Below are 13,291 nucleotides of genomic sequence, written 5' to 3' on the forward strand. Positions count from 1 at the left end.
AGTAAAGTATTTTATCCGGGAGTCTGAATGGCCCGGATGTCATCGGCTCTGGAAGGCCGCCATTTCAGTCCTCCCTTGAAACCGTAGCCACGGTAGATGAACAGATTCCGTACCTTTTCTCCCTTCCGCATTACCGTAAAGACCTCCGGTTCCGATACCCGTTCAAAGACCTCCAGCAGTCTTTCCCTGTACTCCGGTGTACGCATGACACCGATCCCGTTTTTTCCCAGCAGATCCGCATCCTCCCACCAGTAGTCATAGACATTGGGTCTTGCCCAGCGGTTGATGGAAACGGTAGGCGGCTGGCCGGGGATGTAAAAGGCCAGTTCACTGGCAATCTGGTAGCGTATGCCAAAGAAAAAGAGTCCCTCTGCACCGGGCATCTCCTGTGCAATGGCTTCCACGCGCTGACCGAGAAGATCCCAGCCCAGGCTTTCATAGGCGCTGCGATCTTTGGGCGCCGGGATGGGCAGAAAGGGAACCAGCACATGCACAAGCAGCAGGCCGGTGAGAAAAAGTCCGGATCCGATGGCCCAGGGCCAGAGTCTGCGGCCTTTTTTGTAGAGGGGGGCCTCCTGGTCAGGACTTCCCGGCCCGAAAAAGGCGGCGGCGAGTACCGCAGCCCCGAGGTAGCCCGCTGCTGGCCAGTTTCCGTAGATACGGGTGTGCAGGCTGAGAAGTCCGAAAAAGAGCACCATGGGCAGGGAGGTTGCCACAAGATAATGGCGGATCCAGCGTTTTCCCGGTGCATCCCGGCGCAGGGCGGCAATCCATGCAAAGACCACGAGAACGAAGATGAGGGGGGTCAGCAGCCCCATTTCCGAGCCCAGATATTCAAAAAAGTATTTGAGGGTAAAGGCAGGGGCACTGTCTGCCCCACCGAGATGGGCCACATGGCGCAGGGAGTTCCAGTTGTGGGAAGCGTTCCAGGCAATGACGGGTGTAAAAAGCAGGCTGCCGAAGAGGACGGCCAGCCAGGGCCGGACGCCTGCGAGACGGGAGCGGTGTTCCCTGGAAAAAAGGCCATAGCCCAGGGCAAAGATACCGAAGAGCACCATGGTGAATTTGGAGAGCAGGCCGAAGCCAAAGAAGAAACCTCCGAGAAGCCAGTGTTTCCAGGTGTTTTCCTCATAGGCCCGGGCCACATGGTAGGTGGCTCCGGCCCAGGCCGCTGCCTGGATGCCGTCGGCTGTGGCCAGAATACCGCCCACCTGAAAAATCAGCACGGACTGGGTGAGAAGGGCCGTCCCCAGGGCCACCTGATCCCCGAACCAGCGGCGGGCCGTGAGCACCATGTAGAGGGCCGCGATTCCCATCCCCAGAATGGAGGGCATGCGTACGGCCTGTTCCGTGTGGCCCATGAGTTCACAGAAAAAGCGGATCAGCCAGCCGATCATGGGAGCCTGATCATGATAGCCCCAGTCCAGATAGCGGCCCCACTGCCAGTAGTTGGTTTCATCGGGAACCAGCAGAAAGGCCCCTGCATGGAAAAAACGCATGAGGGTGAAAAGGGCAAGGATCCAAAGGGCCAGGGCGAAAGGCTTGGTGGATTTCAGGAACATGGCTGGGTTTCCATCGTAAAAGGATGCGGGATCAGGGGAAGCGGGCCAGTGTCTGGGAACCGGGGGTAGGAACAAGGCCGGAGAGTCCGCCCTCTCCAGGTGAACTCTCCGGCCGTGAGGCTTATGGGATCAGGCTTCCGGCCCGTTGATGGCGTCCCGGAGTTTTCCGGAACATTTGAAGGTAACCACCCTGCGGGGCCGGAGGATCAGATCATCCCCCGTTGCAGGGTTTCTGCCACGCCTGGAGTTTTTATCCTTGACGCAGAATTTTCCAAATCCGGAAACAAGGACATCCTCTCCTTCGGCAAGTTCATCTTTCATGATCTTCAGAAGAATTTCAATGATGTCAATGGCTTTTTTTTTGTTAAAGCCGATATCCGTTACTCTTTCCACAATGTCGTTTTTGGTCAGTGCCATTCCTGCTCCTGATATCTTTTTTACGTTTTTTCCCGTGCCATCAGAGGGGAGGATTCAAAGGGGGTAATGCTGCTGGTGATAGATACGGTCAAAATAATACCCGTAATATTCTTCGTCGGGTGCCGGTTCAGATTCCGCCTTTTCCCTTCGACCCGCAAGCCAGAGGTTTTTGGCATAGGTGTAGAGTTCTCGGGTCAGCAGGCTGGGTTCATTGACAATTTCCCGGTTTTCCGCCACAAAACCGCCCGCCCCTTCTATGGCGGCCTTCAGGCAACGGATACACTCCGTATCATCGCAGCCCTGATCCCGCGAGGTTTTGTAGAGGATATCAATGATTCTTTTTGCCACACCCTCAACGCCATCAATGCATTTCATAGCGGCTTCCATCCATGGCGGTTCATTTGAACCGGTTGACAGTGGCGTCTGTGTACAGGTCACAGAAAGAAAAATACATATACGGCGTTCCGGTTCAAGTCAAGGAACGATCCCGTACAGGAGAAGGTGCCAATCTCTTTCCCGTGGCAATACGGCAGAGCCCCTGTTTTTCCGGGGTATTTTTTGGGCTTGTCCTCTGGCGGGATTCGTTTATGATGTGCCCGCCTTGTCCCGGACAGGGATGGAGACGTGGAATTCCATAAAAGAAGGGATTTTTCGACAAGCGAAAAATCCCCTGGTATTCAGATGGAGCCGACGAGCAGAGTCGAACTGCTGACTTGCTGATTACGAATCAGCTACTCTACCAACTGAGTTACGCCGGCAACAAACGAGCAAATTCATACAGTGACCATGATGCAAAATCAAGAAAAAAAAATACTGTCTTACTTGTCGGATCTTCTGGCTGCGGGAAAGGAGGCCGTAAATTGTACCGGACTTCCCGATGCGGCACGTTCCTTTGTGGTTTCCAGTCTGGCTGCCAGGGAAAAAAAGGGCATGCTTCTCGTGGTTCCGGGACAGAAGGAAGCGGAAGAGGCGTTGGAAAAACTGCGCTTTTTTTGGGGGGGAGGGGAACTCTCTGCGGAAATTTTCCCCGCCTACCATGTTCTGCCCTTCCAGTCCATGGCCTGCCACACGGAAACCGTGGCCCGCAGGATACGTCTGCTCCATGCCTGTCTTTCCGGGCAGCCGCCGCAGGTGCTCATTGTTTCTGCGGAAACCCTGGTGCAGCGGATCATGCCCATGGCCGTTCTGGATGCCTTTTCTCTCCCCCTTGTGGTGGGAGAAGAGGTGAACCGGGAGGCGCTGGTTTCCCGTCTTCTGGCCTGCGGGTATCAGCGCAGCACCCTGGTGGAGGAATTCGGGGATTTTGCCCTGAGGGGCGGTATTCTGGATCTTTATTCTCCGGCCCATACGGATCCTGTGCGCATTGAATTCTATGGGGATCAGGTGGAATCCATCCGCTTTTTTTCCGCCGTCACCCAGCGCAAGGCCAGAGATACGGAAACGGCCCTGATTCTGCCTGCAAAGGAGATGGTACTGGAACCTGCTTCTGTGGAGGCCCTCCTCGGCAGGGTGCGTCAGGTGGCCGCCGAAGCGGGGCTGAGGGTGAGCAAGGTTCGGGAGATGGTGGAAAGGGTACGGGAGTCGGGTATCCATCCGGCCATTGAGGGCCAGCTTTCCCTGCTCTATCCCGAATCCGATCTCTTGCTGGACTATCTGTATGTAGACAGCCTTGTGGTGGTGGAAGATCCTGCAAAGGCCGCTGTACAGGTGGCGCGTCAGGCGGAACGGGTGCATCTTGCACGGCGTGAAGCCCTGGCTGCGGAGCGGCCTGCCGTGGCGGAGACGGATCTTTACGTTTCATGGGAGCTCTTGATGCAGCGCATGACCCAGGGCCGATCCCTTGTTTTTCGGGAACTGGCTTCTCTGGATGTGCCGGGGCGGGTGCTGCACTTTGATGTGGGAGACAATGTGCAGATCTGCGGTGAGCTGGCGGGCCGCCAGGGCGGGCTTCAACCTCTTCTGCCTCTGGTGAACTGGCTGCAGACCAGGGTACGGGAAGGGTTGAGGGTCGCCCTTGTCTGTGCCACCGCTTCCCAGGTGCATAGGGTGGGGGAGCTGCTGATGGCCTACGGACTTTCCCTGAAGATGGCCGAGGATGTCGCTGCGGTGAGGCGGGCAATCCGGCCTGGAATGTTTATCTGTGAAGGCCGTCTGCGTTCCGGTTTTGTCTGGCCGGAGGAAGGTCTTGCCCTCATCAGTGAGGAGGAGATTTTCGGTGCCAAGAAGCGCCGCAGGAAAGCCCCGAAAACCACGGCAAAGGAACGCTTTCTCAACCTGGGGGAACTGCGGGAAGGTGATGTTGTGGTGCATACGGATCATGGTCTGGGGCGTTTTGAAGGGTTGGAAAAGCTCCGCATGAACGGGGTTCTCAGTGATTTCATTCTCCTTACCTACAGGGACGGGGACCGGCTTTATCTGCCCGTGGACCGTATGGGGATTCTCCACAAATATGTGGGCGTGGATGGTCTGGAGCCTGTGCTGGACAAGATGGGAGGCAAGGGCTGGGACAAGGCCCGGGAGAAGGCCAGGGCCGCCGTGGAAAAAATGGCCGGAGAACTTCTCAGTCTCTATGCCGCCCGCAAGGTGCATGTGCGCGAGGCTTTCAGTCCCGTGGACCATCATTTTCAGGATTTTGAAGCCGCCTTTCCCTATGAGGAGACCCCGGATCAGCTGAAGGTTATCGGGGAAGTGCTGACGGATATGGGCAGTGCCTCCCCCATGGATCGTCTGGTGTGCGGCGATGTGGGGTACGGCAAGACCGAGGTGGCCCTGCGTGCCGCTTTCCGTGCTGTGATGGATGGCCGTCAGGTGGCCGTACTGGTGCCCACCACCGTGCTGGCGGAACAGCATTACCGTACCTTCAGTCAGCGTTTCGACCGTTATCCCGTTCGGCTTGCCGCTCTGGATCGTTTTCGCAGTGCCGGGGAGCAGCGGAAAATTATCGGGGAGATGGCTGACGGTACCCTGGATATTGTGATCGGCACCCACAGGCTGCTGCAAAAGGATGTGCACTTTAAAAACCTGGGGCTGGTCATCATTGATGAGGAGCAGCGTTTCGGTGTCCGGCATAAGGAAATTCTCAAGAAAATGCGGGAAACCGTGGATGTTCTGGCACTTACGGCTACCCCCATTCCGAGAACCCTGCACATGTCCCTTATGGGAATGCGGGATATCAGTGTCATTGCGACCCCGCCGGAGGAACGTCAGGCCATCTTATCCTATGTATCGGCCTATGACGAGAGTGTGATCCGGGAGGCCGTGACACGGGAGATGGAAAGGCAGGGGCAGGTCTTTTTTGTACACAATCATATTCATTCCATCGAATCCCAGGCAGCCCGCCTGAGGGAGCTGCTTCCGGAGGTGCGGATCGGGGTGGCCCATGGCCGGATGAAGGAGGATGAGCTTGAAAATCAGATGCTGGCCTTTATCCGCAGGGAAACGGATCTTCTGATCTGTACCACCATCATTGAGTCCGGTCTTGATATTCCCTCTGCCAATACCATGATTGTCAACCGGGCGGATCTTTTCGGACTTTCCCAGCTGTATCAGTTGAGAGGTCGCATTGGCAGGGGGGATGCCCAGGCCTATGCCTACCTTTTTGTGCCGGAGGAAAGCCAGCTTTCACGGGATGCCATCCGCAGGCTGAAGGTGCTGATGGAACACTCGGATCTTGGCTCCGGATTCCAGATTGCCATGAGCGATCTTCAGATCCGGGGAGGCGGTGCGGCTCTGGGGGCCAGTCAGTCCGGGCATATCGCCGCCGTGGGCTATGACATGTTTCTCCAGCTCATGGAAAATGCCGTTTCCGAGTTGAAGGGAGAACCGGTGCTGGATCCCCTGGAGCCGGAGATTACCCTGTCCATGAATGCCTATATTCCGGAGTCCTATGTTCCGGACATTGAGCAGCGCATTGCCATTTACCGCAAACTTTCCCGTATGCTTTCTTTGGGGGAGATCAAGGTTTTCCGGGAAGAGCTTGCGGATCGCTATGGGGCACTTCCTTCCGAGGCGGCCAATATTCTTCTTAAGATCATGCTGAAGGTACTGTGTGTGAAGGCCGGTGTCCGGAGGCTGGATCTCACGGAGCGTCATCTGGTGCTGGCTTTTTCGGAAATCCATCAGAAACGCCCCCTGGCTCTGGGGGAGGTGGTGACCCTTTTCCCCCAGGCCATGACCTTTCTTTCCGATGGCAGCCTTAAAGTGGATCTGATCAAGGACAGAAAACAGCCGCCCATGGTGCAGGCCAGAAACATCTTGAAAGAAATAGTGGCCCGTGTTAACGCCTGAGGGCTTGAAGGGGATTGCACCCAAGATGTTTTCCTGCGCCCGATGTCCATCCCGGAGGATGATGAAGCCCTTTTCCGCAGCGCTTTCCTTTTTTTATCCCGGCATTCTCTGTTTTCTGTGTATCTTTCTGATTCCCGCCTGTCGGCCATGGGACAGGCCGGATGCGGACTGGGTACTGCGCACCGAAACCCTGGGGGTCAGCCTCAAGGAGTACCGGGATGCCTACGATATGGCGACAACGGCTTACAGCCATAACCTGTTGCAGGACAGCGGTATACGCCGGGGCTTGCACCAGCGGGTGCTTCATGATCTCAGTGAGCACCTTTTTCTGGAGCTTGCGGCCAGTCAGAACACCTTAGGGATTTCTGAGGAGGAGATCGCGCAGGGGATTGCTGAGGTTCGGGATTCGTATCCGAAGGAGGTTTTCAGTCGGATGCTTTCGGAAAACGCCCTGTCTGAAAGGGCCTGGAAAGCAGGCCTGCGGCGCAGAATTCTGATGGAGAAGATCGCGGAAAAGATTCTGGAGCAGGAAGTGGAGATTCGTCCCGAAGCCCTGCGGGCCTGTTTTATGGAATACTGTCAGGAGCTGGGGAAAAAGCCGGAGGAGGTTCTCCTGACGGAAGCCCTTGCGGAGGAACTGGTTGTCCGTCTGCGGCGTCAGGAATCCGCAGAAATGTATGCAAGATGGCTTCAGGGTATGCGGGAACGTGTACCTCTCCGGATCAACTATGCGCTTTTGCATGAGGTTTTTCCGGAAACCCGGCCCCTGGAGGCCGATCCGTATGAAGAAGGCGGTGGGGAGATCATACCCCCTGAACCCGCCCCTGGCGAGGATATGCAAGGAAAAGCAGGTTCATAAAATGATAAAACGTATGGGATCCGGCATTCTGCTGTTGATGTTTTCGGCTTTTTTTTCTGGGGTATCGGCCCAGACCCTTGTGGATCGTATTCTGGTTCTTGTGGATGACAGAATCATCACCCAGGTGGCCCTTGAAGAGGCTTTTGCGCCGATAAAGGAGCGTATTGAGGCTGCCGGATATGGGGCTGTGGAGACCCAGTCCCTTCTGAAACGCTACCGTTCTGAAATGCTCAGCCAGATGATTGACCAGACCATAACGGATATGGCCGTGGAAGAATCGGGGATTGAGATTTCAGACCAGGAAGTGGAGCAGGCTGTGGAACAGTTTCGTCTGGCGAATAATCTTTCTCCCGAAGCTTTTGAAAAAGCCCTGATGGCCGAAGGCCTGACCCCAGAGCTTTACCGCAGGCAGACACGGGATCAGATGCTGCGATCCCGTCTGGTGAATTACAAGGTACGCTCCAGAATTGTGGTGACCCGAGAGGACATTGCCGCTTTTTACCAGCAGAATCCCCAGCGTTTCGGAGGCGGAAAGCGCTACCGTCTGGCCCATATTCTGCTCCCTGCGGAAGCCTCCGCTGATGGGGACAGTGCAGCAAAGGGTGCAGCCCTTCTCCGTTCCCTGGATGAAGGAACCCCTTTTGCGGAGCTGGCAGGTCGGGAAAGTGTTTCCCGGATAGCCGGGCCGGGAGGGGATCTGGGCTGGTTTGATGCGGAAGCCCTGTCGCCTGTGATCCGTGAGGCGGTTTCCGATCTTCCGGAGGGAGGGGTTTCCGGTCTGCTGCAAACGCCCCAGGGTTTTCAGATTTTTCAGGTGCTGGAAGTGGATGTGCAGGCGGCAAAACCCCTGGAAGAGGTCAGCGATGAAATTGCCGATTTGCTTTACGAGCAGGAGGTAAACCAGAGATTTCAGGAGTGGATTCGGGGTCTTCGTGAAAAAGCCCATGTGCGCATGGTGGAGTAGGATCGTTTTGAAGTGCTTGGTTCCGGAGTGGTTGAGCGAGGGGAAGGATCAGAAAAATGGAAGAAAGTTTTGGTACCTATCTCCAGAATGGTCGCCTGATGGCGGGCCTTTTAACGGCGGATCTGGCAAAAAGGCTCTGCACGGGAAAAGAAACCCTGAAATGGCTGGAAGAGGAAGACCATGCCCGTCTTCCTGAACCGGTTTTTGTTCGGGGATTTATCCGGCATTACGCCCTGGAGGTGGGGCTGGATCCGGATCATGCCCTTCTTCTGTACAGGGAAGCCCGCAGAAGCTGGGATACGGCCCGGGAGGAAGCCCAGAAAAAACGTTTGCGCAAAAAGCGTATGATCCAGGGGCTTCGGGTGGGCCTGCTGATGCTTTTTCTGATTTTTTTTGTCAGCTTTGTGGGCTTGTTTCTGGTGAATTTTTTTTTCCATGGAGAACGGGTGACGGAGGCTTCCCTTCCCGTTCCGGAATCTCTTCCCGATGCACCCCTTCCCCAGAAGACGGCTCATAGCGTCCAGCATCTGGAAATCCGTGCAACGGAGTCCACCTGGATCAAGATGATACGGGATGAGGAGCAGGCCCGTTCTTTTTCCATGAATCCGGGGGATATTCTTGAATTTGATGCGGAAAAAACGTATAATCTTTTGATTGGAAGCGCTACGGGGGTGCGTCTGCGCCTGAATGGAAAAGTTGTTCCCCTCTCCGGCGCGAGTGGGCAGGCGGTGACCTTGCATCTTCCCTAAAGTGCTGACGGAGCGAACCTGACGGATTCGTTTCTGTCACAAGGGGATGCCCTTGCCTGTTCTTATTTTCCAACCCGCCGATATCCATCTGCATCCCACCCCAGGGGCAGTTGCGGCATCGAACGGGTTTTTTTGCGTTCTGGCTATGGCCTGGGAAGTGGGGGATTCATGTTCAACGACCGGCACAGTATTCTTGTGGAAAGCATCAAACGTCTTCTGCGGCGCAATGCGGTTCCGCACCTGAAAAAGATAGTCCGTAAAACCCATGCGGCGGATCTGGCCTATGCGTTCCGGTATGTCAGTCTTGCGGATCAGAAACGTCTTTTTTCCATGATGACGGATGTGGAGCAGCAGGGGCTCCTGCTCTCCGAGCTGGAACAGACGGTGTTTCTTGAATTCATACGGGAAATGCCCGTGGACGACATCGTTCGTATCCTGGATGAAATGCCCAACGATGACGTGGCAGACCTCATCGGACTCATGCCACCGGAAACAGCTGCTGCTGTTCTTGAAAAGATGGAAAGGGAAGGCTCCGAAGAGGTGGAAGGCCTGCTCCGCTACAGTGATGACACGGCTGGCGGTATCATGACGCCGGACTTTGTGGCTCTGTCCCAGGATGCCACGGCAAAGGAGGCCATCGAATCCCTGCAAAATGAACACCGGGATGTTGAAATGCCCTTTTACCTGTATGTGGTGGATGATCTGAAGCGTCTTGTGGGGGTGATTTCCCTGCGTCAGCTGGTGGTGGTGAAGCCCGATACCCGGCTGAAGCAGATTATGAATCCCGATCTTGTTTCCGTACAGACCTCCATGGATCAGGAGGAGGTGGCCAAGATTGTGGCCCGCTATGACATTCTGGCGGTTCCTGTTGTGGATGAGACGGGGGTTTTGGTGGGGATTGTCACCGTGGATGACGTTATTGACATCTTCCGCATGGAGGCCACCGAAGATATCCTCAAAATGGCCGGTGTGGGCGATATGTTCGTGGAAACCCAGACCATTTTAGGGGGAATCCGTATCCGCCTTCCCTGGCTTTTTGCTTCCTGCCTGGGGGGGATTCTGGCATTTTATGTCATTTCAGGATTTGAGGAAATTCTGATTCAGTACGCCTATCTGGCGGCTTTTATGCCGGTGATTGCCGGTATGGGCGGGAACGTGGGTACCCAGTCCTCCACCATTGTGGTGCGTGGTCTTGCCACAGGCAGGCTTTCCATGGGAGATTTCTGGCGGGTTATCGGCAAGGAACTTCTTGTGGGGCTGGTGCTGGGGGGGGTCTATGGTACCCTCATCGGTCTTGTGGCGGAATTGCAGTACAGTATTTTCATGCTGACCGTAGCGGTATCGCTTGCCATGGTATGTTCCATGACCATTGCCGCTTTCATGGGATCTCTCGTGCCCCTGACCCTGGCCAGACTGAAAATCGATCCCGCCGTGGCCACAGGGCCTTTTGTCACCACCAGCACGGACGTTATTACGGCCTATCTGTATTTTACCATTGCCACCAGGCTTCTGGGGATGTGAAACACTGAGGAAGAACCCCATGAACATGGACGATGATTCTGCCATTGTGATGCGTCGTGTGGAATATGGTGATTATGATCTGATCCTGACCCTTTTTTCCCGGTCACGGGGCCGGATCAGTGTCATTGCCAAAAATGCCCGGAAAAGCAGAAAACGGTTTTCCGGGAAGCTGGAGTTGTTTTCAAGGCTTGTTCCGGATCTGAGTCGTCCGAAATCCGGGGCTCTGCCCGTGTTGCAGGAAGTACGCCTGCTGGATCCCTTTGAAAATCTGCGTACCGATTTTATCCGTATGGGCTATGCGGCCTACTGGTCGGAGATTCTCTGTCTCTGGCTGGAGGAAGGGGCACCTCAGCCCAGGCTCTATGGCCTGTTTCAGGAGATGTTGCAGGCTCTGCACCTTGGAGACCAGCCTCCTGAGATTTTGAGCCTTCTCTATCAGCTTCGTTTTCTCACCCTGGCGGGGCTGTCACCGGGGCTGGATACCTGCGGCGGGTGTGGCCTGAGCCTGGAGAATGTCCGGTCAGGTCGTGTTTGTTTCGATTTTGGACGCAGCCGTGTTCTTTGTGGAGGCTGTGCACCCATCTCCAGGGTACACCCCCTGGCACCCGGAACCGTAAAAACCCTCTGCTGGCTTCAGAAGAGCCATGAAAAGGGCGGAGCCCGGGTCTTTTTTTCCAGGGAAGCGGCGCGGGAAGGTCTTGCTTTTCTGGAAGCCTTTGTTTCCTTTCATCTGGGACGGGATTTCCGATCCCTGAGATACCTGAAGAGTATCCGCAAGGATCCGGGCATGGAAGCCACTTTTCATACAAAACCGCTTGCAGCTGTGGGGGCATGAGGTTCAGAGCCGGAATGCCGTCCCCCTGATTTTCCGGAAAACTCCGGTTGTTATGCAGGCACCCTGCGGTATGCAACCGATCTTCTGTATCCTGAAACCCGTAAAAAGGTGGGTCGATGAAAAAAACAATGCCGGAAGAAGCCTATACCGCGTCAGCTCCCTGCCGCGTGGATCTTGGAGGAACCCTGGATCTGCCCCTTTTTTATCATACCCTTGGGCCGGATCTTGCCTGCACCTTCAACATGGCTTTGAATCTGCGTACCCGCGTGACGCTGACGCCCTTTAAAAAGGGTCGGGTGAAGGTGCTTTCCCGTGGGTTTGCGCCTGCGGAATTTGCCAGTGGCAAGGCACCCTACAGCCATCCGCTGGGATTGGTTTTTGCGATTCTCGATGCCTTCGGGGCAGGGGATCTCTGTGTGGAAATCGTGTCCGATTCCCCCCCCCGCAGCGCCCTTGGGGGATCTTCCGTGGTGGCTGTGGTGCTGACGGCCCTTCTGATGCGGATTCAGAGTTCTGAAAAGCAGGGTCTTAAGGCTGCGGATATCGCTCTTTGTGCCCGGGATCTGGAGTCCGCCGTTGCCGGTGTGCCCTGTGGTTTGCAGGATCAGCTGGCTGCGGCCTTTGGTGGTGTGCATCTCTGGTTCTGGAACGGGGCTGGAGGGGCTTATCCCTGGGAACAGACCAGCCTTGTGGAACCGGTATCCTATGACAGGCTGCGGGACTCCATGCTGCTGGTATACTGCGGAGAGCCCCATGATTCCCTTGCCATCAATGGCCGCTGGGTGCAGGGCTTCCGTGAGGGCCGAACCCGGAAGGAATGGGAGGACATCGGGGTTCTGACCCGGCATTTCGGAGAGGCTGTGTCCAGACTTCACTTCCCGGATGCGGTTCTGCTCATGAAAGAGGAGCTGAAAATCCGCCTGGCCCTGACGCCGGAGGTGCTGGACAGTGCCGGACAGCGCTTTGCGGCTGAGGCGGAAAAGCTGGACTGCGGTGTCCGTTTCTGTGGTGCCGGAGGCGGTGGCTGCCTCTGGGCACTGGGGGAGCCGGACAGGATTGCCAGCCTGCGCAGGAAGTGGGAGGCAGTGGCATCCGGCATACCCGGCGCCATGCTGCTGGATGCCGCACCGGAGAAGGATGGCATCCTTTTTGAGTTTCTGTGATGTTCGGGGTGCGGTCTGGATTTTTAACCTTTAAAGCTTGAGGACAATGGATATGCGGTTTCAGGATATCATTTTCACCCTGCAGAAATTCTGGGCGGACAGGGGATGCGTGCAGGCCCAGCCCTATGATCTGGAGGTGGGGGCAGGCACCTTCCATCCCACAACCCTCCTGAAAGCCCTGGGCCCGGAGCCCTGGAGCGTGGCCTATGCCCAGCCCTGCCGCAGGCCCACGGACGGCCGTTACGGGGAAAACCCCAACCGGATGCAGCACTACTACCAGTTTCAGGTCATCATCAAGCCCTCACCTCCCAACGTGCAGGAGATGTACCTCGACAGTCTGAAGGCCATTGGTGTGGATCCTCTGGCCCACGATATCCGTTTTGTGGAGGACGACTGGGAATCCCCCACCCTGGGCGCTTCGGGGCTGGGCTGGGAAGTCTGGCTCGATGGCATGGAGATCACCCAGTTCACCTACTTTCAGATGACAGGCTCCATTGAGGTGAAGCCCGTGAGCGTGGAGCTGACCTATGGGCTGGAGCGCATTGCCATGTATCTTCAGGGGGTTAACAGCGTTTATGATCTCATGTGGAACGACACCGTGACCTATGGGGACATTTTCCACCAGCAGGAGGTGGAGCAGAGCCGTTACAATTTCGAGGAGGCCAATGTGCCCCTTCTCTTTGATCTGTTTGCAAAATTCGAGTCTGAGGCCAAACGGCTCATTGAAAAGAACCTGGTGTTGCCCGCCTATGAGTTCGGCCTGAAATGTTCCCACACCTTCAATCTCCTGGACGCACGGGGGGCCATCAGCGTGACGGAGCGCACGGGCTACATCGCCCGCATCCGGAACATCGCACGGGCCTGTTCCGAGGCCTATCTGGCCCAGCGGGAGGCCATGGGCTTTCCCCTCCTCAAAAAATAACCCTTTTCCAGG

Annotated in this window: 11 protein-coding genes and 1 tRNA gene; 8 read left to right on the top strand and 4 right to left on the bottom strand. The window is 56.1% G+C overall.

All coding sequences use genetic code 11. The features are described 5' to 3' along the window. Positions 1–11: 11 nt before the first annotated feature. From BR04_RS01220 to BR04_RS01235, 4 genes are all read right to left on the bottom strand, one after another. Entirely contained in the window at positions 12–1,562 is a 1,551-nt protein-coding gene (locus tag BR04_RS01220; protein WP_496354155.1) for a glycosyltransferase family 39 protein, read from the bottom strand. A gap of 129 nt (positions 1,563–1,691) precedes the next feature. Then, complete coding sequence (locus BR04_RS01225) at positions 1,692–1,979, bottom strand: integration host factor subunit alpha (RefSeq protein ID WP_496354156.1); 288 nt, start codon at positions 1,977–1,979, stop codon at positions 1,692–1,694. Between the two features lie 54 nt (positions 1,980–2,033). Next, on the bottom strand, positions 2,034–2,354 hold the full coding sequence (locus BR04_RS01230; RefSeq protein WP_496354157.1) for a hypothetical protein: 321 nt from the start codon (positions 2,352–2,354) through the stop codon (positions 2,034–2,036). A gap of 307 nt (positions 2,355–2,661) precedes the next feature. Beyond that, positions 2,662–2,737: transfer RNA gene (locus BR04_RS01235), tRNA-Thr, on the bottom strand. A 31-nt stretch (positions 2,738–2,768) separates the two neighbouring features. Here BR04_RS01235 and mfd point away from each other — a divergent pair. The 8 genes from mfd to glyQ all read left to right on the top strand — a co-directional run bounded on the left by mfd (position 2,769) and on the right by glyQ (position 13,279). Then, the gene (gene mfd / locus BR04_RS01240; RefSeq protein ID WP_496354158.1) at positions 2,769–6,266 is read left to right on the top strand and encodes a transcription-repair coupling factor; all 3,498 of its coding nucleotides are present in this window, start codon (positions 2,769–2,771) and stop codon (positions 6,264–6,266) included. A gap of 61 nt (positions 6,267–6,327) precedes the next feature. Beyond that, the gene (locus tag BR04_RS01245) at positions 6,328–7,125 is read left to right on the top strand and encodes a SurA N-terminal domain-containing protein (protein ID WP_496354159.1); all 798 of its coding nucleotides are present in this window, start codon (positions 6,328–6,330) and stop codon (positions 7,123–7,125) included. A 1-nt stretch (position 7,126) separates the two neighbouring features. After that, positions 7,127–8,089 (top strand): peptidylprolyl isomerase, encoded by a 963-nt coding sequence (locus BR04_RS01250; protein ID WP_496354160.1) that lies wholly within the window; start codon positions 7,127–7,129, stop codon positions 8,087–8,089. Between the two features lie 56 nt (positions 8,090–8,145). Beyond that, positions 8,146–8,838 carry a RodZ domain-containing protein gene (locus tag BR04_RS01255; RefSeq protein ID WP_496354161.1) on the top strand — a complete coding sequence of 231 codons (693 nt, stop codon included), beginning with the start codon at positions 8,146–8,148 and terminating at the stop codon, positions 8,836–8,838. A 168-nt stretch (positions 8,839–9,006) separates the two neighbouring features. Next, positions 9,007–10,359 carry a magnesium transporter gene (gene mgtE, locus BR04_RS01260; protein WP_496354162.1) on the top strand — a complete coding sequence of 451 codons (1,353 nt, stop codon included), beginning with the start codon at positions 9,007–9,009 and terminating at the stop codon, positions 10,357–10,359. A 19-nt stretch (positions 10,360–10,378) separates the two neighbouring features. Beyond that, the gene (recO, locus tag BR04_RS01265) at positions 10,379–11,194 is read left to right on the top strand and encodes a DNA repair protein RecO (RefSeq protein WP_496354163.1); all 816 of its coding nucleotides are present in this window, start codon (positions 10,379–10,381) and stop codon (positions 11,192–11,194) included. 116 nt (positions 11,195–11,310) lie between these two features. After that, complete coding sequence (locus BR04_RS01270; RefSeq protein WP_496354164.1) at positions 11,311–12,357, top strand: GHMP family kinase ATP-binding protein; 1,047 nt, start codon at positions 11,311–11,313, stop codon at positions 12,355–12,357. A 52-nt stretch (positions 12,358–12,409) separates the two neighbouring features. Beyond that, positions 12,410–13,279, top strand: a complete 870-nt coding sequence (glyQ, locus tag BR04_RS01275) for a glycine--tRNA ligase subunit alpha (RefSeq protein WP_320353970.1) — start codon at positions 12,410–12,412, stop codon at positions 13,277–13,279. Positions 13,280–13,291 lie beyond the last annotated feature (12 nt).

This window comes from Desulfobotulus sapovorans DSM 2055 (genome assembly GCF_059569355.1).